Source organism: Pseudomonas sp. W2-17 (genome assembly GCF_041060445.1).
GTDB lineage: Bacteria > Pseudomonadota > Gammaproteobacteria > Pseudomonadales > Pseudomonadaceae > Aquipseudomonas.
This window is the reverse complement of the sequence record NZ_JAUFNS010000009.1, coordinates 74,797-94,231: the sequence shown is the minus strand read 5'-3', so window position 1 is coordinate 94,231 and position 19,435 is coordinate 74,797. Positions and strand designations below refer to the sequence as shown.

The 19,435-nt window shown below is 62.7% G+C and carries 20 protein-coding genes; 11 read left to right on the top strand and 9 right to left on the bottom strand.

The window, feature by feature from the left end; all coding sequences use genetic code 11:
* Positions 1 to 91: 91 nt before the first annotated feature.
* Complete coding sequence (locus tag QWI20_RS13305; RefSeq protein WP_369305877.1) at positions 92 to 1,213, bottom strand: DUF1615 domain-containing protein; 1,122 nt, start codon at positions 1,211 to 1,213, stop codon at positions 92 to 94.
* A 182-nt stretch (positions 1,214 to 1,395) separates the two neighbouring features.
* On the opposite strand from QWI20_RS13305, the gene QWI20_RS13300 reads away from it, so the two are divergent.
* The 5 genes from QWI20_RS13300 to QWI20_RS13280 all read left to right on the top strand — a co-directional run bounded on the left by QWI20_RS13300 (position 1,396) and on the right by QWI20_RS13280 (position 5,978).
* A complete protein-coding gene (locus QWI20_RS13300; RefSeq protein ID WP_369305875.1) occupies positions 1,396 to 1,938 on the top strand; it encodes a cysteine hydrolase family protein in 543 nt (180 codons plus the stop codon).
* Positions 1,939 to 1,952: 14 nt separating this feature from the next.
* Complete coding sequence (locus tag QWI20_RS13295) at positions 1,953 to 2,906, top strand: 2-hydroxyacid dehydrogenase (protein ID WP_369305874.1); 954 nt, start codon at positions 1,953 to 1,955, stop codon at positions 2,904 to 2,906.
* Between the two features lie 231 nt (positions 2,907 to 3,137).
* Positions 3,138 to 3,782 carry an HAD family hydrolase gene (locus QWI20_RS13290; protein WP_369305872.1) on the top strand — a complete coding sequence of 215 codons (645 nt, stop codon included), beginning with the start codon at positions 3,138 to 3,140 and terminating at the stop codon, positions 3,780 to 3,782.
* An 82-nt stretch (positions 3,783 to 3,864) separates the two neighbouring features.
* Positions 3,865 to 5,085: a putative DNA modification/repair radical SAM protein gene (locus tag QWI20_RS13285; RefSeq protein ID WP_369305871.1), complete on the top strand. Its 1,221-nt coding sequence runs from the start codon at positions 3,865 to 3,867 to the stop codon at positions 5,083 to 5,085.
* A complete protein-coding gene (locus QWI20_RS13280) occupies positions 5,082 to 5,978 on the top strand; it encodes a TIGR03915 family putative DNA repair protein (RefSeq protein ID WP_369305870.1) in 897 nt (298 codons plus the stop codon). The genes QWI20_RS13285 and QWI20_RS13280 overlap by 4 nt, the downstream gene beginning before the upstream one ends.
* Positions 5,979 to 6,011: 33 nt before the next feature.
* Here the strand turns inward: QWI20_RS13280 and QWI20_RS13275 are convergent, their stop codons facing one another.
* The 3 genes from QWI20_RS13275 to QWI20_RS13265 form a co-directional block, all read right to left on the bottom strand.
* Positions 6,012 to 7,079, bottom strand: a complete 1,068-nt coding sequence (locus QWI20_RS13275) for an alpha/beta hydrolase family protein (protein WP_369305868.1) — start codon at positions 7,077 to 7,079, stop codon at positions 6,012 to 6,014.
* A 396-nt stretch (positions 7,080 to 7,475) separates the two neighbouring features.
* Positions 7,476 to 8,081, bottom strand: a complete 606-nt coding sequence (locus QWI20_RS13270) for an FMN-dependent NADH-azoreductase (RefSeq protein ID WP_369305867.1) — start codon at positions 8,079 to 8,081, stop codon at positions 7,476 to 7,478.
* Between the two features lie 565 nt (positions 8,082 to 8,646).
* Entirely contained in the window at positions 8,647 to 9,582 is a 936-nt protein-coding gene (locus tag QWI20_RS13265) for a LysR substrate-binding domain-containing protein (protein WP_369306012.1), read from the bottom strand.
* Positions 9,583 to 9,757: 175 nt separating this feature from the next.
* On the opposite strand from QWI20_RS13265, the gene QWI20_RS13260 reads away from it, so the two are divergent.
* The 3 genes from QWI20_RS13260 to QWI20_RS13250 are packed head-to-tail and all read left to right on the top strand — an operon-like array spanning position 9,758 to position 12,803.
* A complete protein-coding gene (locus tag QWI20_RS13260) occupies positions 9,758 to 12,010 on the top strand; it encodes a heavy metal translocating P-type ATPase (RefSeq protein WP_369305866.1) in 2,253 nt (750 codons plus the stop codon).
* Positions 12,007 to 12,414, top strand: coding sequence for a Cu(I)-responsive transcriptional regulator (gene cueR / locus QWI20_RS13255; protein ID WP_369305865.1), 408 nt, complete (start codon positions 12,007 to 12,009; stop codon positions 12,412 to 12,414). Before QWI20_RS13260 ends, cueR begins: the two co-directional genes overlap by 4 nt.
* Before the next feature lie 44 nt (positions 12,415 to 12,458).
* Positions 12,459 to 12,803: an MmcQ/YjbR family DNA-binding protein gene (locus QWI20_RS13250; RefSeq protein ID WP_369305864.1), complete on the top strand. Its 345-nt coding sequence runs from the start codon at positions 12,459 to 12,461 to the stop codon at positions 12,801 to 12,803.
* Positions 12,804 to 12,834: 31 nt separating this feature from the next.
* Here the strand turns inward: QWI20_RS13250 and QWI20_RS13245 are convergent, their stop codons facing one another.
* Positions 12,835 to 13,278 carry a DUF1294 domain-containing protein gene (locus QWI20_RS13245; RefSeq protein WP_369305863.1) on the bottom strand — a complete coding sequence of 148 codons (444 nt, stop codon included), beginning with the start codon at positions 13,276 to 13,278 and terminating at the stop codon, positions 12,835 to 12,837.
* Positions 13,279 to 13,285: 7 nt separating this feature from the next.
* Positions 13,286 to 14,116 (bottom strand): undecaprenyl-diphosphate phosphatase, encoded by an 831-nt coding sequence (locus tag QWI20_RS13240; protein ID WP_369305862.1) that lies wholly within the window; start codon positions 14,114 to 14,116, stop codon positions 13,286 to 13,288.
* A 357-nt stretch (positions 14,117 to 14,473) separates the two neighbouring features.
* On the opposite strand from QWI20_RS13240, the gene pnuC reads away from it, so the two are divergent.
* Positions 14,474 to 15,037 (top strand): nicotinamide riboside transporter PnuC, encoded by a 564-nt coding sequence (pnuC, locus tag QWI20_RS13235; RefSeq protein WP_369305861.1) that lies wholly within the window; start codon positions 14,474 to 14,476, stop codon positions 15,035 to 15,037.
* 5 nt (positions 15,038 to 15,042) lie between these two features.
* Positions 15,043 to 15,567 carry an AAA family ATPase gene (locus QWI20_RS13230; protein ID WP_369305860.1) on the top strand — a complete coding sequence of 175 codons (525 nt, stop codon included), beginning with the start codon at positions 15,043 to 15,045 and terminating at the stop codon, positions 15,565 to 15,567.
* 51 nt (positions 15,568 to 15,618) lie between these two features.
* On the opposite strand, the gene QWI20_RS13225 is transcribed toward QWI20_RS13230, so the two are convergent.
* Positions 15,619 to 16,956 (bottom strand): sigma 54-interacting transcriptional regulator, encoded by a 1,338-nt coding sequence (locus QWI20_RS13225; protein ID WP_369305859.1) that lies wholly within the window; start codon positions 16,954 to 16,956, stop codon positions 15,619 to 15,621.
* Between the two features lie 397 nt (positions 16,957 to 17,353).
* Between QWI20_RS13225 and QWI20_RS13220 the strand changes: the two genes are divergently transcribed.
* The gene (locus QWI20_RS13220) at positions 17,354 to 17,620 is read left to right on the top strand and encodes a hypothetical protein (protein ID WP_369305858.1); all 267 of its coding nucleotides are present in this window, start codon (positions 17,354 to 17,356) and stop codon (positions 17,618 to 17,620) included.
* A gap of 36 nt (positions 17,621 to 17,656) precedes the next feature.
* On the opposite strand, the gene QWI20_RS13215 is transcribed toward QWI20_RS13220, so the two are convergent.
* Both QWI20_RS13215 and QWI20_RS13210 read right to left on the bottom strand, forming a co-directional pair.
* Entirely contained in the window at positions 17,657 to 18,211 is a 555-nt protein-coding gene (locus tag QWI20_RS13215) for a VWA domain-containing protein (protein ID WP_369306011.1), read from the bottom strand.
* Positions 18,212 to 18,312: 101 nt separating this feature from the next.
* Complete coding sequence (locus QWI20_RS13210) at positions 18,313 to 19,353, bottom strand: ATP-binding protein (protein WP_369305857.1); 1,041 nt, start codon at positions 19,351 to 19,353, stop codon at positions 18,313 to 18,315.
* Between the last annotated feature and the right edge of the window lie 82 nt (positions 19,354 to 19,435).

Genomic DNA, 19,435 nt, shown 5'->3' with positions numbered 1-19,435 from the left:
TGGGTGTTTCGATGTCACGGCTCACAAGGGTGCCTCCTGCAAATTGAATGTGGGACCGGCTTTAGCCGGGAAGCTTTTGACAATCACGCCCTCACTTCAATGACCCGGACGCCCGCGCCATGCAGCGAACCCGCCGCTCTTCCACCCGCTGGGCGAACCAGGCCGTGGTCAACTTGCGGGTGATCTTCGGACTTTCCAGTACGATGCCCGGCAAAATCGCCCTCGGCAGCGGCTTGCCGGCGGCCTTATCGGCCATGGCGAAAATCTTCGCGTACAGCTCGGTGTCTTCGAAGGCCAGGGTTTCGCCCTTCTCCAGCTGGCTGCGGATGGTCGTGTTGCGCATGTCCAGCTGCGGGTAGAGGCTGCGAACCGCCAGTTCGGTCTGCCCCAGCGCCGGGCCGAAACCGTAGCTGATCAGGTCGCCATCCAGCGCCAGACGTTTGCCGGAAACCCGCGCCAGAGCGCTCTGGAACGCCGCATTGCGACTGGCGTACCAGCCGGCGTTGAAGTCGGCGAAGCGGTACAGCGGCCTGTCGTAGCTGACCGGATAACCCAGCAGGTGGGCGATGCCAAAGTACATGCCGCCGCGACGGGTGAACACTTCATGGCGAATAGAACCCTCGACCGGATACGGATAATCCCGGGCCTGCCGCTCGGCAAATTCGATGCTGACCTGCATGGGCCCTGCGGTGTGCACGGGGTTGAAATTGCCGAACAGGGTACGACCCAGCGGCACCATGCCGATGAAGTCATCGAAGATCGCGCTCAAGTCTTTTTCCGTGCGGGCGGCGCTGAGGCGTTCGTTGAAGGTCTTGCCGGTCGAGGAGCGGATGTCCAGTGCGCTGCGCACCAGCAGGTTGGGGATGTGCGCCTTGCTGGCGCGACGGTCGATTTCATCCTGGGCGATCTTGCCCATGCCGGGGACGGCCGGGTCCACCTGGAAGTTGGATTCCTGCTCGGTCACGGCCAACACGGAACAAAGGTTTTCAACGCTGGGGTTGATGTGCTGCGCCTCGAATGCCCGCTGAATGTCCTGAGCCCAGCCCTGGCGGTCGGCGACATTGGCGGGCAACAACCGCACGATTTCACTGCGCACCACCGAGGGTTCCGGCGCGGGTTCCTGGCTGCGTTGCGAGCTGCAACCGGCGAGGACCGCCAGCAGGATCAGGCTGGCTAGGGCATGGAGGTGGCGGCTGATTCCATTCACGGGCATGACTTCTCGCTGGTTACTCAAACGGGGTGGCGGGCTATGGACAGCGGGGAGCGCTGCTGATTCAAATGGGGCTGAAGCCGGTCCCACAAAAAACATCGCGTTCAACCTGTGTAGCGGGAGTGGCCCTACGCTCGGGCAGGCATTACTCTGACCCACCCCACCCATTCAACAAGGAAGCCCGAATGTCCACCACAGCGCTCATCGTAGTCGATATCCAGAACGACTACTTTCCCGGCGGCAAATGGCCCCTCGCAGGCGCGGATGCCGCCGCCGACAACGCCGCCAAGGTGATTCAGGCCGCTCGGGATGCCGGGGATCCGGTCGTGTTCATCCGCCATGAATCAGGCGCTGACGCACCCTTCTTCACCCCCGGCTCCGATGGCGCAAAGCTGCACCCCAAAGTCCTGAACCTTGAAAGCGAAACGGTGGTGCTCAAGCACTTCCCCAACTCGTTCCGCGAAACCGGGCTGCAAGCGCTGCTCAAAGACAAAGGCATCGAGAACCTGGTCATCATCGGTTCCATGAGCCACATGTGCATCGACGCCACCACCCGTGCGGCGGCGGACCTCGGTTACACCGTCAAAGTCATCCACGACGCCTGCGCCAGCCGCGACCTGGAATTCGAAGGCAGCGTAGTGCCTGCCGCCCAGGTGCACGCCGCATTCATGTCAGCGTTGGGCTTTGCCTATGCCGAGGTGCTGAGTACCCAAACCTATCTGGCCTGACGAGGGAGAAAACAATGAGTGACAAGAAAGCCGACATTCTGGTCTGGGGCCCGATGCACGCCTCGCTGATGCAAAACCTTGAGCGCGATTACAGCGTGCACAAACTCGCCGACATCAATGACATCGACGCCTGGGCCAGCCAACACGGGACCAAGGTGCGCGGCGTCGTCACCAGCGGCGTGTTCGGCACCGACAACGCCATTCTCGATCGCCTGCCGAATCTGGAGGTGGTCAACAGCTTCGGCGTCGGCTATGACGCGGTCGACACTCAGTACCTGGCGCGCCGTGGCATCAAACTGAGCAACACCCCCGACGTGCTCAACAACGCCGTCGCCGAAACCGCCATGGCGCTGATGCTCGGCGTGTCCCGGCGCATCAGCGAAGCGGAGCGCTTCGTGCGGGCCGGCCAGTGGCCCAACGGCAAATTTCCCCTGGGCAACGACCTGTGCGGCAAGACCTGCGGCATCGTCGGTCTGGGCAAGATCGGCAAGACCATCGCCAAACGCGCTGCGGCCTTCGAAATGAACATCGCCTACTTCCGTCGTGGTCGTGCCTATGACGATGTGTCCTACCAGCACTACGACAACCTTCAGCACCTGGCTCAGGACTCGGACTACCTGATTGTCATCGTCCCCGGTGGCCCGGACACCCAGCACCTGATCGACGCCGAAGTGCTTAGGGCGCTCGGACCCAAGTCGTTTCTGATCAACGTCGCTCGCGGCAGCGTTGTCGACGAGAAGGCCCTGGTGGCCTCGCTGCTGGCCTCGGAAATCGCCGGCGCGGGCCTCGACGTGTTCGAAGACGAACCCAACGTGCCCGCCGAGCTGTTGAAGCTGGACAACGTGGTGCTCACCCCGCACATCGGCTCGGGGACCTACGAAACGCGTCAGGCCATGGCCGATCTGGTGTTCGCCAACGTCAGTGGTCATTTCGAGAAAGGGACGCTGGTCACGCCGGTCGAGCTGTAACCGGCGGTTCACGTGCAGGCCTGACGATGAAGCCGTCGGCCTGCTCGCAATGCCGTTCAAAGGCCTGCACTGCCGTAGGGTGGATTGAACAGGCCGTACCGTAAGTCAGTGCCCGAACATCGATGCCAACTTTTCGGGATAATGCCGGTCGAACAGCCCCTACCCGAATTCCAGACATCTGCACATGCATTCCGATCAAGCAACCTGATCGAGAAAGAAGGAGAACCCTGTTTGAATATTGCCGGCGTCATTTTTGACTGCGACGGAACCCTGGTTGACAGCGAACGGCTCGCCGCCGGCTTGCTGCGCGACATCCTCAACAAACACCAGGTGTTGCTGACCGTTGACGAAGTGCTGCAACGCTTTCGTGGCGTGCAGTTTGCGCTGTGCCTGGAAGGCCTGTGCCGCGATTATCCGTGGCTGCCGAGCGACGACATCGAAACCGAATTCCGCGCGCGCACCCTGCCGCTGCTGAGGGAACGGCTGGAAGAAATGCCCGGCGCGGTCGAGTTCGTGCGTAACCTGTCGCTGCCTAAATGCGTCGCCTCCAACGGCCCGCGCAGCAAGATCGAAACCTGTTTGAGCACCGTCGGCCTGCTGGACGTGTTCCATGGCCTGATCGTCAGTGCCTATGAAGTGCAATCGTGGAAACCGTCCCCGATACTGATCGAACACGCTGCAGAATTGCTGGGCCTGCCGCCGACTCAGTGCCTGCTGGTGGAAGACAGCATTCCGGGCGTTGAGGCCGGACTGGGTGCCGGCGCGCAAGTGGCGGGTTATGGCGACACGGATTTTTCGGCCTTCATGGGCCACGCCAACTTCCATCGCGTCAAAGATTTTGGCGAATTGAAGGAATTGGTACAGCGCATCAGTTGATCGACCGGCCATCCATCCGATCGGGCCTTGTTCATCCCCGGACAACTCGATACTGTACATAAAAACAGTATCGAGAAAATCCATGCAGCTGATCGACAAGCTGAGCATCCTCGCCGACGCGGCCAAGTACGACGCTTCCTGCGCCAGCAGTGCCGCACCCAAGCGCAGTTCCGAGGGCAAATCCGGCCTCGGCTCAAGCACCGGCATGGGCATCTGCCACAGTTACACCCCTGACGGACGCTGTGTCTCGCTGCTGAAAATCCTCCTCACCAACTTCTGTCTGTACGACTGCCAGTACTGCGTCAATCGCCGTTCCAGCGACGTGCCCCGCGCACGTTTCAGCCCCGAAGAAGTGGTCACGTTGACCATGGATTTCTACCGCCGCAACTGCGTCAGCGGTTTGTTTCTCAGCTCCGGGATCATCCGCTCGGCGGACTACACCATGGAACAGCTGATTCGCGTGGCCAAACTGCTGCGTGAAGACCACGAATTCCGTGGCTACATCCACCTGAAGACCATACCCGAAGCCGATCCCGCGCTGATCGAAGAAGCCGGCCGCTACGCCGATCGCCTGAGCGTCAACATCGAGCTGCCGACCCAGTTGGGGCTGCAAACCCTGGCGCCGGAAAAGGAAATGGGCTCGATCAAGCAGGCCATGCAAACCATCTACACCGGCCAGCAAACCATTCTCAACGAGCCGCGGGCGCCAAAATTTACGCCGGCCGGGCAAAGCACGCAGATGATTGTCGGTGCCGACGAAACCGATGACAGCACCATCCTGCATACCGCTGAATCGCTGTACGGCGATTTCCGCCTCAAGCGCGTCTACTACTCGGCGTTCAGCCCGATTCCCAACAGCCCGAAAAGCGTGCCCCACGCCGCGCCGCCACTGATGCGCGAACACCGGCTGTATCAGGCCGACTTCCTGCTGCGCAGCTATGGCTACAGCGCCAACGAACTGCTGCAAGGCCCGGGGGACCTGGCCCTGGACATCGACCCTAAACTGGCCTGGGCGCTGGAGCATCGCGACATCTTCCCGCTGGACCTCAACCGCGCGGAGCCAGCGATGATCGCGCGGATCCCCGGCATTGGCATCCGCACCACCAAGCGTCTGGTCGAGTTGCGCCGCCAACGTCGCATTCGATACGAAGACCTCACCCGTCTGCGCTGCGTGCTGGCCAAGGCCAAGCCGTTCATCATCACCAGCGACTACCATCCGCGTCAGGCCGAAAGCTCAAGCATCGATCTGCGCGAGCAACTGCGCGACAAACCGCAGCCGCAACAAATGGCGCTGTGGGGATGATCATTCTCGATTGCGCCGACTCATTCGACACCTGGCGGCAGCAGGCGCGCTGGCTGATGAGCCACCAGATCAACCCGGATCAGGTCAGCTGGAGCGTGCAGCAGGACGCCGACCTGTTCGCCAGCGACACCGATTACCCCGACGAACCCGGTCCGTTCCGCGCGCGCATTCCGCTGGAATTGCTGGAGCTGCTGCAAAACGCGGCGCAATTTTGCGGTGATCAGCGCTGGACGTTGTTGTATGAAGTGCTATGGCGCGTGAGCCACGGTGATCGCACGGCCATGCTGGCCGGCGACAAACTGGGCAGCGAACTGCACCGGCGCCTGAAACAGGTCAGCCGTGAAGCCCACCACCTGCATGCATTCTTGCGTTTCGTGGCGCTGCCGGTGATCGACAATGCCGAAGACGTCGCGGCCAAGGCGGCGCTGTTGGAGATGACCTGCCTGCCGGAATACGTCGCGTGGCACGAGCCCGCCCACGATATTCTGCGCACCGCCAGCGAGCATTTCATCGGGCGCATGGGTCGTCATCGCTGGATGATCGCGACGCCCAAGGACGGTGTGTTTTATGACGGCAAACAGCTGATTCATCAGCCGGTGTGCCCGGAGGCGTGGCAGTCGCTGGCGCGCAATGCCGACGATCCCCATGGCAATCTCTGGCTGACCTACTACAGCCACATCTTCAATCCGGCCCGGCTCAATCCCAAAGTCATGCAGGGCCATCTGCCGGCGCGGTTCTGGAAGAATCTGCCGGAAGGGCCGCTGATTCCGGCGTTGATCAGCGAGGCACGTACCGGCGGGCAGCGTGACGGTCAGGCGCGGGAGATTGCCGAGCGGCGCGGCAAAGTGATTCGTGGCAAGCCCACGCCCTCACCCGCGGCGGACGCCCAGTAGGCAGCGCGGGTGGGCTCAGTTTCTAAGTGAGCCTTACTGATCCAAGCTGTTGACGGGTTCAAATTCCCGATGCGCCGCGGTCTGCATCCCGGCGGTGCTGGTCGGCGAGCCCAGAGCGGTGCCGAAAAAGCGCACGGCTTCCGTGCTCAGGTCGCGGTGAATGCTTTCGCGATTGACGCCAATGGCGTCGGTGCACAGCCCGGGCTGGGTGGCGCGTTGCTCGTCGTCACAGGGCGCCATGAACACGAAATGCCCTGCCCCGGCGAACAATTTGAAATCCGAGACATCGGGCAGCTTGCGCGCCAGCGCTTCGGCGTTCTTGTCGATGGCGAGCAGTTCGTCGCCGTCGCCGCTGTACAGCAACACCGGGACGTGCACATCCGCCAGCGTCTGCCGACCAAACATCAACCCCAGCGGCGCCATTAGCATCAATGCGCCCACCCGGGGATCGGCCTGGGCGTGCAGGTCATCACGGTCCGCCACCAGTTCTCCCTGGGTTTTGCAGGCATCGCGGTCCTGCGGGCGCTCGGTGCAGTAATGGCGCAGACGCTGCAGATCAGGCTGGGCACCGGCGAGAATCAACGCCGTTTCGCCACCCGCCGAATAACCAATCACCCCGACCCGGCGCGCGCTGATATATGGCGACAGCATCGGATCGATCAATGCGGCACTGATGGCTTCGGATATTTGCAGCGGGCGACCGTAGAGATTGCTCAGGCTGCCCAGGCGGCTGTGGTCCATGTAGTTGTCGCCCGGATGGAACACCGCCACGACGACAAAGCCCTTGCGCGCCAATGACGTCGCCAGGTCATGTTGCGCCAGCGGCGTGCCGGTGTTGCCGTGGGACAGCATCAGCAGCGGGAAACGGCCCATGGCAATCGTCGCGTCTTCCGACGCTTCAATCGGATAACCCTGAACGCGGGTAATGTGCTCATCGTCGGTGGAGGGGTAAAAGGCGTAGGCGTGCATGGGCCGGGAATCCAGCGGATCGAGAAACGTCAGCTCGTGAAAGCCCACGCTCCAGCTCTGCAGCTCACTGGCCTGCACCGAAATCAGGCTGCCCAGCAGGCTGATCATCATCACTGCACAAAGACGCATCATTGCAATGCCCCTCACCTTATCAATCCATGCCTGCCGATTCAGACGCTCAAGGGCCGAAGCCCCGCGAAAACGGCGTCTGTCGCTATCTGACCCGTGGGGTTCGATAACATTCCGAAACGTTTGAGGATCAATGGTGCACAAGGCGGGCCAAGCTCGATGAATTGAAGACGTCGGCCGCCATTTTACGCAGAACCGACCGGATGGGCCGGCATTCTACGGTGCTTCGAAGAGGTTACGCGCAAAGAAGTCATAAAGGCTGTCGCCCGGCTGAACGTGCGGCCGCAAAACGACGAAAGCCCCGTCATCAGACGGCGTGCAGGCCGGTGATGACAGGGCTTTCGGGTGCGGCTTTGTTAACGCTTCGAGCCCCTCGCGGGGACGCTCGACGGGTCGGGCTTAAGCGAACAGCGTTTCGCTGATGGTCTTCTGCGCGGCAGCCATGGCAGCGGCACGCGGCTCGTCGCCATACGCCAGACCTTCGGCGACAACAAATTGCAGGTCGGTGACGCCAATGAAACCAAACACCACCTTGAGCAAGTCGTCATGGCCAGCACCGCTCGGCAGGCCCTGATGCAAACCGCCGGTGGTCGACACGACGATCACTTTCTTGCCCTTGCACAGCCCTTCCGGACCGGCTTCGGTGTAGCGGAACGTGCGGCCGGCCACACAGATGCGATCGATCCACGCCTTCAACTGGCTCGGGATGCTGAAGTTGTACATCGGCGCACCGATGACCACCACGTCCGACGACAGAAACTCTTCCAGCGTCGCTTCGTTGGTTTCCACTTCCAGCCTCTGCGCCGCGTCACGCCCTTCCACCGGCGTACCGGCAGCGGCCAGCGTGGCGCCGGAGAAATGATTGAGTGGCTCATTCGCCAGATCGCGGTACACCACCTGAGTGTCTGGGGTGATAGCGGTAAAAGACTGAACAACACTGCGGCTCAACTGACGCGAAGCGGAGTGATCGCCGAGGATGCTGGAATCGATGTGCAAGAGTTTCATGAAGTGCTTCCCAAGGTGAGAATCGCCGCCTGGCGATCAAGTGGCGTCATCCTACCTTGCGGAGTAATAAGTGATTAGAGGGTGGAAATGCGATAGATCGTCCCACTCACAGGACAATCAAAATGTGCGATCAATGTGGGTTGGAGGCATCTGTAGAAAATCCCGACATGGACAGCGTTCACACCGGCCCCTTCCCGGCTAAAGCCGGTCCCACTAACAGCAGCGCGTACACACTGTGGGACCGGCTTCAGCCGGGAAGCTTTTGATCTTGATCTTCAAACACAAAAGGTCCAGACACCGCCAATCGCGACTTGGGTGCAGGCTGAACGCAGGTCTCGCGCAGTGGGCCGAGCCGCATGGATGCGGCGAGAGGGCCATGGATGTCCGTTCGGCGCGGGCCCACGGAGCGAGACCGGAGTGAAGGTACCCTGAGGAACGAAGGGCCCAACCGAGAGCAGGCACTTTTGCTTACTTTTGGGGCTTTTCAAAAGTAAGTCGCCGAAGGCGAAACAGTCTGCCCCCAGGCAGACGCTCTTGATGTTAAAGATCTTGATCTTGAAAGAGCCTACCGGTGCCCCGCCAACTCACACGCCTCCCGATCCGCCTTTTCATTCGCCCCAAAATCCTCCGCCAGCAAATCCACCAACCCCCGCACCGACGGCAACAACCCCCGCCGCGAAGGAAACACCGCATGAATCAACCCACTCGGCGGCCGAAACCCCGGCAACAACTCAACCAGTCGCCCCTCATGCAACGAATGCCGAACCATAATCTCCGGCATCTGCACCACCCCCACACCCTCCACCGCCGCCCGGTGCAACGCATCCAGATCCGACGTCACAAAGCGCGGCTGATGAGCAACCTCAATCCGCTCACCCCCCGGCCCGATCAACGCCCAACGGTGCTCACGGTTCGCCGGCGCCAGATCCATACTCGGCAGCCCCACCAACGCCTGCGGCGTTCGAATCGTCCTGCCCTCCAGCAACGACGGGCGAACCACCAACCGCTGATGGCTCTCGCCCAACACCTTCATCACCAGATTCTCATCGTCCAGCGGCGGAAAACGCACCCTCAGCGCGATGTCATACCCCTCCCCCAACACATCCACCCGACGGTTCGTGCTCTCCACCTGAATCTGCACTTTCGGGTGCAGCACCAGAAACTTCGCGATCGTGTCACTCACCCCCATCGAACCCAGCGCTGGCGGGCAACTGATGCGCACGATGCCTTGGGGCTCGGACCTCGACTGCTCGACCACTTTCTCGGCGGCATCGGCCTCCACCAGCATCGCCACACAGTGCCGGTAATAATCCAGTCCCACCTCGGTCACCGTGAATTTGCGCGTGGTGCGCTGGATCAGCCGCACCCCCAGCCGATCCTCCAACTGAGCGATGCGCCGGCTGAGCTTGGTCTTCGGCACCTCGATCTTGCGCGCGGCGGCCGCGAACCCTTTGTTCTCGACCACCTGCACGAAATAGTACAAATCGTTGAAGTCGTACACGGTATGCCGCTCGCCTGGCCGAAAGGGGCTGGGATTGTCGCAGGTTGCCAATGGGCTGTCCTGCGTCGGCGCGTGCAAACGATCCAGTCCAAACATTCAACGCCGCGCACCTCTTGACCTTGCCAGAAGGGCAAGGTTGATCCTTACTGGCAATAGACTTGCCGGAGTGCCCGCGATGCCCAGTGCCCACACATTTGACCTGCCCATTGCCGGCATGACCTGCGCCAGTTGCGCTGGCCGAGTCGAGCGCGCGCTGCGCAAAGTGCCCGGCGTCGAGGTCGCCACGGTCAACCTCGCCAACGAACGCGCCCACATCGAGGTCAGCGGCCAGATCGATCCCGCCGTGCTGGTGGCCGCCGTTGACAAGGCCGGCTACAGCGCCAGCCTCGAACAGGACTCAGCCACCCGGCAAGCCGACCGGCGCAAACGCCACGAAACCGAGCGCTGGCAGTTGATCGTGGCCATCGTTCTCGCCTTGCCGCTGGTCTTGCCAATGCTTCTGCAGCCGTTCGGCGCCCGCGGGATGCTGCCGGCGTGGCTGCAGTTTGCTCTGGCCACCCCCGTGCAATTCCTCCTCGGCGCGCGCTTTTACGTTGCCGCCTGGAAAGCCGTGCGCGCCGGTGCCGGCAATATGGACCTGCTCGTCGCGTTGGGCACCAGCGCCGGTTATGGGTTGAGCATTTACCAGTGGCTGAGCGCTGCGCCCGGTACGATGCCGCACCTGTATTTCGAGGCCTCGGCGGTGGTCATCGCCTTGGTCCTGCTCGGCAAATACCTGGAGAGCAACGCCAAGCGCCAGACCGCCAGCGCGATTCGGGCGCTGGAAGCCTTGCGCCCCGACCGCGCGATCCGGCTGGTTAACGGGCAGGAAGCGGACGTCGCCATCAGCGCGCTGAGCGTCGGCGATTGTGTGGTGGTCAAACCCGGCGAGCGCTTTCCGGTGGATGGTCAGGTGCTCGAAGGCCAGAGCCACGCCGACGAAGCCCTGATCAGCGGCGAGAGCCTGCCGGTGCCGAAACAGCCCGGCGACAGGGTCACCGGCGGCGCGATCAATGGCGAGGGCCGGGTGCTGATCAGCACCCGGGCGCTGGGGGCGGAAACCGTGCTGGCGCGCATCATCCGTCTGGTAGAAGCCGCACAGTCTGCCAAGGCCCCGATTCAAAAGCTGGTCGACAAGGTCAGTCAGGTGTTCGTGCCCGTGGTCCTGCTGATTGCCCTGGCGACACTGGCCGGCTGGCTGATGGCCGGCGCGTCGCTGGAGGCTGCGCTGATCAACGCCGTCACCGTGCTGGTCATTGCCTGCCCCTGTGCGCTGGGGCTGGCCACGCCGACTGCGATCATGGCCGGCACCGGCGTCGCTGCGCGCCACGGCATTTTGATCAAGGACGCCGAAGCCCTGGAGCGCGCCCATGAAGTCACCACGGTGGTCTTCGACAAGACCGGCACGCTGACTTCCGGCAGGCCACGCATTGCCCACATGGCCGCGCTCGACGGTGATGAAAACACCTTGTTGCAACTGGCCGGTGGGCTGCAGCGTGGCAGCGAGCACCCGTTGGCCAAAGCCGTGCTGGACGTGACCGCCGAACGCGGGCTGAGCCTGGATGCCGTCGGCAATAGCCGCGCGCTGGCCGGACGCGGTATCGCCGGCACCCTGCAAGGCCGCGAACTGGCGCTGGGTAATCAGCGCTTGCTGCAGGAAAGCGGCTTGCTGGAAGAAAATGCCGTGACCGGGGACGCTCTGCACGAGCGCGCTCAGGCGTGGGAAGCCGAAGGCCGCACGCTGTCCTGGCTGATCGAACTGAGCCCGCAGCGTCGAGTGCTCGGCCTGTTTGCTTTCGGCGACACCCTCAAGGCCGGCGCCGTTGAGGCCATCGCGCAACTGAACGCCCGGCACATCAGCAGCCACTTGCTAACGGGCGACAATCGCGGCAGCGCCAGGGTGGTCGCCGAGGCGCTGGGCATCCGCGACGTGCACGCCGAAGTGTTGCCCGCCGACAAAGCCGCGACCGTCGTGGCGCTGAAGAAAACCGGCGTGGTGGCGATGGTCGGTGACGGCATCAACGACGCCCCTGCCCTGGCTGCCGCCGACATCGGCATCGCCATGGGTGGCGGCACGGACGTGGCCATGCACGCGGCCGGCATCACGTTGATGCGCGGCGACCCGCGGCTGATCCCCGCCGCCCTCGACATCAGCCGCAAGACCTACGCGAAGATCCGCCAGAACCTGTTCTGGGCGTTCGTTTATAACCTGATCGGCATTCCGCTGGCTGCGTTCGGCCTGCTCAATCCGGTGCTGGCAGGCGCGGCCATGGCCTTGTCCAGCGTCAGTGTGGTGAGCAACGCCCTGCTGTTGAAAACCTGGACACCCAACAACGAATCCAAAGACGACCCCAAAGACAAACCCTACGACACGGGAGACGCCTCATGAACATCGGACAAGCCGCCAAACGCAGCGGCCTCAGCGCCAAGATGATTCGCTATTACGAATCCATCGGCCTGCTTCCGGCCGCCACCCGCACCGACAGTGGCTATCGCCTGTACGGCCCGAACGAGCTGCACACCCTGGCGTTCATCAAACGCTCGCGGGACTTGGGGTTTTCCCTGGAAGAAGTCGGCAAACTGCTGACCCTCTGGCAGGACCGCGGCCGCGCCAGCGCCGACGTCAAGGCGCTGGCCCACAAGCACATCGTCGAACTCAATCAGAAGATCGAGGAACTGGCCGGGCTGCGCGACACCCTGCAGAACCTGGTCAGCCACTGCCAGGGCGACCGCCGCCCGGACTGCCCGATTCTGGCGGACCTGGCGTCCAATGGCGGTCGTTCTCATGGTTAACGCAGGCTGCCGGTCACCCCTCACCCGCCTTCAGGAACACTCCCATGCAGATTGAAGAAGTCGCCGCGTTCTGCCTGAATCTTCCGGGCGCGCGGGAGGATTACAAATGGGGCGGCGTCAGGGTGTTCTCCATCGCTGACACCAAGATGTTCGCGGTGATGGGCCTGGCGGGCAACGATCTGTCGTTCAAGGTCGGCGCCGAGCTGTTCCTCGGCTACGTCGACCGTCCGGGCGTGCGCCCGGCGCCCTACCTGGCCCGCGCCCACTGGGTCACCCTCACCTACCCGTTCGCCATGGGCGAGGCGGAGCTGAAGGAACTGCTGACCCGCTCCCACCAGTTAGTGGTCGGCAAACTGTCGAAGCGCAGGCAAGTGGCGCTTAAGTTGTAGCCGCGCTCGTCCAGCCTTTGACGTCAGTGGTCTAAAACAGGTGGCGCGAGATCAGGCGGCCGCCGAACAGCAGGCGGTCCATCCAGAACAGTTCATGCAGCAGCACAATCAGCCAGAACACCAACTGGTAGGAAAACTTGCGGGTCTTGTGGCGAAACACCTGCTGAGCCAGCAGCGCGCCGGGCCAGCCACCGAGCAGTTCGATCCCGTGCAGCAGCTTTTCCGGCGTGCGCTGTCCGCTGTGCCGGGCCTGCTTCTTGTCGTATCCATACAGGGCAAATGCGACGACGCTCATCAGTGCGTAGATCGCCGCCGGCAGCCAGCTGACGCCGCTCGTCCAGCACGTAACGACCCCGTAAACCGGCAGGCCGCACAGCAACAGCAGAGCCAGCAGCTTGAGTTTCAGAAAGCGCACGGCGACGGGTTTGCCAGCGGCCGGGCGACCCGGGGGTTGCGGTTCGAAGCGTTGATTCATCGGAACATCAGCCCTGCACGCTGGACCAGTCGACCCAGCCGAATTGCCAAGTCGCCAGGATCAGCAAGCCAAACGCGATGCGGTACCAGGCGAACACATCGTAGCTGTGGGTCGCGATGAACTTGAGCAAACCGCGCACGGCGATCATCGCGAAGATGAACGCCGCGATGAAGCCAATGGCGAACACCGGCAGGTCGTCGGGCTGGAACAGGTGACGGTATTTGTAACCCGAGTACACCGACGCCGCGATCATGGTCGGCATCGCCAGAAAGAACGAAAACTCGGTGGCGGTCTTGCGTGACAGACCGAACAGCAGCCCGCCGATGATGGTCGAGCCCGACCGCGAAGTTCCCGGAATCATCGCCAGGCATTGCGCGAAGCCGACCTTCAACGCGTCCACCCAGGTCATCTCATCCACGGTCTCGGCGTGAATCACATGCTCGCGGCGCTCGGCCCAGAGCATGATGAAGCCGCCCACCACCAGCGCCACTGCGACGGTGATCGGGTTGAACAGGTATTCGTGGATCAGATCGGAAAACAGCACCCCGAGGACCATGGCCGGCAGCACGCCGACGATGAGGTTGGCGGTGAAACGCCGGGCTTCGGGCCGGGTCGGCAGCCCGGTGACGACATCGAGGATCTTGCGACGAAACTCCCACATCACCGCCAGGATCGCCCCTAACTGAATAATGATATTGAACGCCATCGCGCGCTCGCCGCCAAAACCGATCAGATCCGCAACGATGATCTGATGGCCCGTACTGGAAATCGGCAAAAACTCCGTCAGCCCTTCTACAACTCCAAGTATCAGCGCCTGTGCAGCGGTCCAAAGATCCATCATTCCCCCGGCTGGAACCTGCTCATGGCAAAGGTTCTCTTGATTTGTATTACAAACTGTTGCGCGAACGATAAACGGTCGGGCGTAAAAAAAGCATGAACGCAGGCTGTCAGGCTTGGGCATGAGCGCGGCGATGCTAGCAGACCTTTTTGACGAACGCGCTAGCATGAATAATGGCGCGAAGGCTTTGACGTTTGTCTCATCGTCGTTACATTTCCTCTATGAGCCCCGCAGGTTGCCCCGGCTGTTTTTCCACTGCCTTTTCAGACGCTTCCGACGCATCATCGCGCCCCACCTCGGGCGATAAAGCGCCTACAATCGCCGACCGGTTTTTTCATCGTTTCCTCAGGAGTTGCCATGTCAGGGCTTGAACTGTTCGCCGCCGCACTCGGTGTCATTGCCGTCTGGCTGACAGTCAAACAAAACCCGTGGTGCTGGCCGATCGGGCTGGTCATGGTGCTGCTCTACACCTGGATCTTCTTCGACGTGAAGCTCTACTCCGACATGCTGCTGCAGGTGGTGTACGCCGGGCTCCAGGTGTATGGCTGGTGGCAATGGACCCGCCGGGGCGCGGCGGACAACGGCCGCATCGTCACCTCGCTGGGCAGTGGCAGCTTGCTGCTCAGTCTGGTGGCCGGCGCGCTGGTCAGCCTTGTCCTCGGCGCGGCCATGGCCCATTTCACCGACGCCGCCCAACCCTGGCTCGACGCCACACTGACCGGCTACAGCCTGGTGGCGCAGGTATGGATGGCGCAGAAGCGCGTGCAGTGCTGGCCGCTGTGGATCCTCCTCGACGTGGTCTTCGTCGGCCTGTTTCTCTATAAAGCGCTGTACCTCACCGCCGGCTTGTACGCGCTGTTCACCCTGCTCGCCGTGCAAGGCTGGCGTGACTGGCGCGCCGACCCCGCGCTGGCGCGTTGACCGGGATGAAAGTGCTGGTACTGACGGGGCCCGAGTCCAGCGGCAAGAGCTGGCTGGCGGAAGAGATTCAACGGCAGTTCGGTGGCGTGCTGGTGGGTGAATACGTGCGCCAGTTCATTGATGAGGTGCAGCGGGACACCGTTTACGCGGACATCGATGTCATCGCCCATGAGCAGCTGGCCTGGGAAGACGCCGCCCGGTCGCTGAAGCCGGCGCTGCTGATTCTTGACACTCACCTGCTGAGCAACATCCTCTGGAGTCGCGCGTTGTTCAACGACTGCCCGGGCTGGCTCGAAGCCGCACTCTCACAGCGTCATTACGATTTGCACCTGTTGCTTTCGCCGGAAGGCGTCGAATGGATCGGCGACGGCCAGCGTTGCCAGCCAGACCTGAGCGAACGCCAGGCATTCTTCGACGCCAGCCGGCAGTGGCTGGTGGCCCATGGGCAGAACTTCGAAGTGATTGGCGGGAGCTGGAGCTACCGCAGTGAGCGAGTGTTGCAACGGGTCGCCCAACTGATTAACGACTGAATGCCTACCAGCCAGACATAAGCGCCGGCGAGTAACTCGCCCGACTCTCGATCAGCGAATCTGATGTTTGTGCAGCAGGCGATAAAACGTCGGCCGAGAGATGCCCAGCACTTTGGCCGCCACGCTGAGGTTGTCGCTGTGACGGGTCAACACATCGCACAGCGCCTGCCGTTCCGCCCGGGACTTGTACTCATCGAGAGTGGCCATGCTGGAGCTGATCTCTTCTTCGCCCAGCAGCCCGAGGTCGAACGCCTCGATCTGCCGCCCTTCCGCCAGCACCAGCCCGCGACGCACGCGGTTTTCCAGCTCTCGCACGTTGCCGGGCCAGTCGTGCTTGCCCATGGAAACCAGCGCGTCCTGACTGAAATTACGCGCCCGCCGGCCGGTCTCCCGGCTGTAGAACTGGGCGAAGTGATTGGCCAGCAAGGCCAGATCGCCGTGCCGCTCGCGCAGCGGCGCGGTGCCCACCTGCAAGACGTTGAGCCGGTAATACAGGTCTTCGCGAAAACGCTTCATGCGAATCGCCGCTTCCAGATCGACATTGGTCGCCGCCAGCACCCGCACATCGACCGGGACCCGCTCGCCCGCGACCTCGATGTGCCGATCCTGGAGGAACCGCAACAGATTGGCCTGGACCTCCAGGGGCAGATCGCCAATCTCGTCTAGAAACAGCGTGCCGCCGTTGGCTTCTTCGATGCGCCCTGTCTTGCGCTGGCGTGATGCGTCGACGCCCTCCCTTGCTTCGCCGAAGAGTTCTACCTGCAGCAAATGTGCCGGTGTCGCCCCGCAATTGATCAAGATGAATGGCTGCTCGCGGCGCTGGGACTGCGCATGCAGCGTGCGTGCGATCAGCTCCTTGCCCGTACCGCCTTCGCCACGGATCAGCACCGGCGATTCGGTGGGCGCCAGCTTGCTCAGCAATCGCCGCAACTCGCGCATGGGCCGGCTTTCCCCCAGCAGTTGCGGACTCGGGCTCTCTCCGTACGGGACGCCTTTGGCATAACTGGCGCCTTTGGCACGCAGCCGTGCCATGCCGTAGGCGCGCCCTAATGTCACCTGCACCCGGGCAACGTCGAAGGGCAAGGTATGGAAATCAAAAAACCACTCACAGACCAAATCACCGATGTGCTCGCGGCGCAGGTCCTCGCTGGTCAGGACCGCGATCCATTCTGTATTGCTTCGGGAGATAAGGGATTTGACCACTTCGGGGTGTTCGAAATGCTCGGGCAGCAGGCGGATAAGGCCCACGTCACAGGGACGCAGCGCTGCCTCTTCAAGGGTGCAGCTGTCGACATCCCAACCCGCGATGCGCAAGCCGGGGACCAACTGCAGGCATTCCTCGCACGGTTCGACGATCAGCAAGCGGCGGATGGAGGCCAGATCATGCATGTGAGTTTCCTTGGCGCCGGGGTCGCGAAGTGATCATGGGAAAACGTTTTTTAAACAGTAGCTTGTGAAGGCCGATTGACACCATAGCAAGATTTTTGACGCGCCCTTGGATCGATTCTCTATAAGCCTAAGATCGAAACGTGCTTAGCAGCATGGCCAGAGATCGACGGCGATTTGGCGTGCACGGCCAAGGCGTCGCAGAAGTTTGGCCCAAGCGCGGCAAGTAAGCGCGACCGAACCAACGCTAAAAATAAATCAAGAAATTTCAAAAATGGGTGTGACTCAGCCGTGGGGGACGGTCATCAGTACAAGTAGCAACACCAGTAGCAATACGAGTAACCACCGAGCGAACGCCCGCCGCCGGTGCCAACGGATACGGGCACTTTGAGGACAGTCCATGAACGCCCCCTTGCGCTTCAACGATGCTTTGCTGATTGCCGGTCACGCCTTTGAACCCTTCCAGTGCGTGGCTTGGGCCCCACAGGACGGCAACGGCGAACTGAGCCTGACCGTCGTCGACCGCACCCGCACCCGCATTGGCCGCAAGCAGATCCCCAGCAGCGCCTACTCCGATCCGAAACAACTGGCGCAGTTCCTGGAACAGGCCCGTGCCGAGATCAGCGGCGAAGGCTACAGCCTTGAGCCATGGACCATGCCCGCCTGAATAGCTGCTGATTCCTCACCTGCCGACGACGCGCGCTCAGCACTCGTCGATGTGGCGGTAGTCAGCGTCCAACTGCGCGGCGATGTCCCGGGCGCGGCCCAGTCGAATGGGCCCGCGCTCGATGTCGATCAGCAGCACGGGGCCGCTGAAAACGCTCAGCGCCGGCATGTCCTTGACGCGCCCGTCCGTGAGAATCAGCACCCGTTGTTGTTCCGCCGGGTAACGCTTCTGCCGTATCGCACACCAGTCCGCCCCTTGATTGATCGCATCAAACAGCGGCGTGCCGCCTCCAGCACCCAATGCATCCAGCCAGGGCTGCAACGCGGTGCTGGCTTTCAGGCCCTGATGCTGCCAGCGGGCGCCCTTGCCACTGGCGGTGAGCAACGCCAGCCTGGCGCGCTGCCGATACGCATCATCGAACAACCCCGCCAATAAACCCTTCGCCTGACTCAACGCCTGATTGCGCCGGGTCGATGCCGACGCGTCGACGATTACCAGCCAGAGCTGCTCCGGCCGGCGACTGCGGGGCTGGCGTACCAGATCAGCACGAACTCGAGGGCGGCCGCGCAGCAAGGTCGGCAGCCAGGCAATGGCGCCCTCCGCGCCGGGACGGGCAGCGCCGTTTCTACCGCCACCGAGTGCGCCCGGTCGAGGGCTGGCATTCGCCCCCTTCGGCAGGCGGGGGCGAATGCCTAGGGCTTTTTTGGCCAGTGGGGCACTTCTTTGCGACTGCCCGTCTGCACGCTGCGGGCGGGTAACTCACCCCAACTGCCTTCGCCGGTTTCTGGCGCGTCATGCTGCGGCTGAGCACCGTTGTCGGGTGTCGGCGGGTTTTGCTCTGACGACGCAGGGGGTTGAGATGGGGACTGATGCGGCGGCTGCGGCTCGCGACGGCGATGGCGCAAGGCGAAATCGGCCACGGCGTCGATGTCGATTTCGGTGATCTGAGCACCGCCGCGCCAGGCGGCATGGGCACGGGCCGCGCGCAACCAGACCAGATCCGCACGCAAACCGTCGACCCCGGCCGCAAAACAGCGCTCGGTGATCAGGCCCAGACTGACGTCATCCAGCTCGATGGTCGGCAACAGCCTCCGGGCGGTTTCACACCGCGCCTGCAACGCCTGCTGCTGCGGGGCCCAGTGCTGACAAAACGCTTCAGGCGCGGCGTCGAAATCCAGCCGGCGACGAATGATCTGCCCGCGCTGTTCCGGCAATGTCTGCCCGCTCAACGCCACGTTGAGGCCGAAACGGTCGAGCAACTGCGGGCGCAGCTCGCCTTCTTCCGGGTTCATGGTGCCGATCAGCACAAAGCGCGCGGCATGGCGATGGGAGATCCCGTCGCGCTCCACCAGATTGACCCCGCTGGCCGCTACATCCAGCAGCAGATCGACCAGATGATCCGGCAGCAGATTGACCTCGTCGACGTACAGCACGCCGCCGTCCGCCTTGGCCAGAACCCCCGGCGAGAATGCCGCACGGCCTTCACCCAGCGCAGCGTCAAGGTCCAGGGTGCCGACCAGGCGCTCTTCGGTGGCGCCCAGCGGCAGCGTGACGAACTGACCGCTGGCCAGCAGATCCGCCAGCCCTCGGGCCAGGGTCGATTTGGCCATGCCCCGCGGGCCCTCAATCAGCACGCCACCGATTTTCGGGTCGATGGCGGTCAGGCACAGGGCGAGCTTCAGGTCGTCGGCACCGACGACGGCAGCGAGGGGAAAATGTGGGGTGTCGGTCATGGTCGGTTCTCGTAAAGCTGCGGGTCAGTCACGTCGTTCAAGCCAGTCAGGCGTCTTCACGGGCTGCTGTGCAGGCCCTCAT

Coding starts and splice junctions, on each gene's coding strand:
- QWI20_RS13305 (WP_369305877.1), bottom strand. CDS start 1,213: ATGCCCGTGAATGGAATCAGCCGCCACCTCCATGCCCTAGCCAGCCTG.
- QWI20_RS13300 (WP_369305875.1), top strand. CDS start 1,396: ATGTCCACCACAGCGCTCATCGTAGTCGATATCCAGAACGACTACTTT.
- QWI20_RS13295 (WP_369305874.1), top strand. CDS start 1,953: ATGAGTGACAAGAAAGCCGACATTCTGGTCTGGGGCCCGATGCACGCC.
- QWI20_RS13285 (WP_369305871.1), top strand. CDS start 3,865: ATGCAGCTGATCGACAAGCTGAGCATCCTCGCCGACGCGGCCAAGTAC.
- QWI20_RS13280 (WP_369305870.1), top strand. CDS start 5,082: ATGATCATTCTCGATTGCGCCGACTCATTCGACACCTGGCGGCAGCAG.
- QWI20_RS13275 (WP_369305868.1), bottom strand. CDS start 7,079: ATGATGCGTCTTTGTGCAGTGATGATGATCAGCCTGCTGGGCAGCCTG.
- QWI20_RS13270 (WP_369305867.1), bottom strand. CDS start 8,081: ATGAAACTCTTGCACATCGATTCCAGCATCCTCGGCGATCACTCCGCT.
- QWI20_RS13260 (WP_369305866.1), top strand. CDS start 9,758: ATGCCCAGTGCCCACACATTTGACCTGCCCATTGCCGGCATGACCTGC.
- cueR (WP_369305865.1), top strand. CDS start 12,007: ATGAACATCGGACAAGCCGCCAAACGCAGCGGCCTCAGCGCCAAGATG.
- QWI20_RS13250 (WP_369305864.1), top strand. CDS start 12,459: ATGCAGATTGAAGAAGTCGCCGCGTTCTGCCTGAATCTTCCGGGCGCG.
- QWI20_RS13245 (WP_369305863.1), bottom strand. CDS start 13,278: ATGAATCAACGCTTCGAACCGCAACCCCCGGGTCGCCCGGCCGCTGGC.
- QWI20_RS13240 (WP_369305862.1), bottom strand. CDS start 14,116: ATGGATCTTTGGACCGCTGCACAGGCGCTGATACTTGGAGTTGTAGAA.
- pnuC (WP_369305861.1), top strand. CDS start 14,474: ATGTCAGGGCTTGAACTGTTCGCCGCCGCACTCGGTGTCATTGCCGTC.
- QWI20_RS13230 (WP_369305860.1), top strand. CDS start 15,043: ATGAAAGTGCTGGTACTGACGGGGCCCGAGTCCAGCGGCAAGAGCTGG.
- QWI20_RS13225 (WP_369305859.1), bottom strand. CDS start 16,956: ATGCATGATCTGGCCTCCATCCGCCGCTTGCTGATCGTCGAACCGTGC.
- QWI20_RS13220 (WP_369305858.1), top strand. CDS start 17,354: ATGAACGCCCCCTTGCGCTTCAACGATGCTTTGCTGATTGCCGGTCAC.
- QWI20_RS13210 (WP_369305857.1), bottom strand. CDS start 19,353: ATGACCGACACCCCACATTTTCCCCTCGCTGCCGTCGTCGGTGCCGAC.